Source organism: Arthrobacter sp. JCM 19049, assembly GCF_001310435.1.
On the sequence record NZ_BAXF01000669.1, the window covers coordinates 1 to 982 of the forward strand.

A 982-nucleotide genomic window follows, 5' to 3' on the forward strand; every position below is an offset into this window, starting at 1 on the left:
CCTGCTCATCGGTGGGGTGCGGTGGCGCGGCGCCGTCCACCGGCGTTTCTTGGATTGTCTGGTCAGACATGGGGATCTGGTGATCCTTCTCTTCGCTGGTAATTGATTTGTTTCCCATTCTATTGGCAAGGCCCGCCAACGACTGATTCGATGACGGGCCTGATGCGTGAGTGGGCGGTTTTAGTGGGCCGCGGTGTCCTTGGCCTTGGGGGCCATGGCCAACACGATGATCAGGGTCAGCACCAGCAGGGCGCCGCCAAAGACCACGGAGTAGAACAGGGCGTAGTTGGCCTTGCCGGTGGCCTCGTATTCGGTGGCTCCCTGCACCATGTCAAAGGTCACGGTGTGCCCCTCGATGGTGGCCGGGCCGGTGGTGGAGGTCACCGAGCCGGGGAAGGTCACCGACATGGTGGCTTGGCGGCGTTTGGGTCGGTGGAGCCCGGGGCGTTGCCGCGCATGGCGAACTTGAAGCCGTCCTCGGTGGCGCCCAGCTGAACCGGCAGCTCAAAGCCCTGGAAGGCGTCCTGCAGCTGCACGAAGTTCATCGAGCTGACCGTGTTGAAGCGCAGGCCCACCCGGTCCTGGGTCTCGATCTTCTCGTAGGTCCAGTTCTCCCCGGCCATCTGGTCCAGCTGGCGGGTGTCGATCTTGGTGGCCAGCACGTCATCCAGTGAAGCACCCTGCAGCAGGGCGCGGTCGGTGGTCACCTCCACGGTGCCGCTGGCCTTGTCCTGGCCCTCGATGGTGACGTGGGCGTCCGTGTTCACGCAGCCGGCCAGGGCCAACATGGCGGTGAACATCATCGCCAGTACACCTACAAGTTTCTTCACGCGCTCTCTCCTCAGCACAGCCCCATCCAGCGGGCTCGTTCACTAGCGTTCGGTGGTCTTCTTCGCTCTATTGATCCGCCCCGCCGCGCGGGCCGGGCGTTTTTGCTCCTCCCAGCTTACGCGGGTGGGCCCGGTCGCGCCCAGTTCGCCGG

At 64.6% G+C, this 982-nt stretch carries 2 protein-coding genes; both read right to left on the bottom strand.

All coding sequences use genetic code 11. The features are described 5' to 3' along the window. Positions 1–180: 180 nt before the first annotated feature. Positions 181–408 carry a hypothetical protein gene (locus JCM19049_RS15395; protein ID WP_054821997.1) on the bottom strand — a complete coding sequence of 76 codons (228 nt, stop codon included), beginning with the start codon at positions 406–408 and terminating at the stop codon, positions 181–183. Next, on the bottom strand, positions 399–830 hold the full coding sequence (locus JCM19049_RS15400; protein WP_279403363.1) for a hypothetical protein: 432 nt from the start codon (positions 828–830) through the stop codon (positions 399–401). The genes JCM19049_RS15395 and JCM19049_RS15400 overlap by 10 nt, the downstream gene beginning before the upstream one ends. Positions 831–982: the final 152 nt, after the last annotated feature.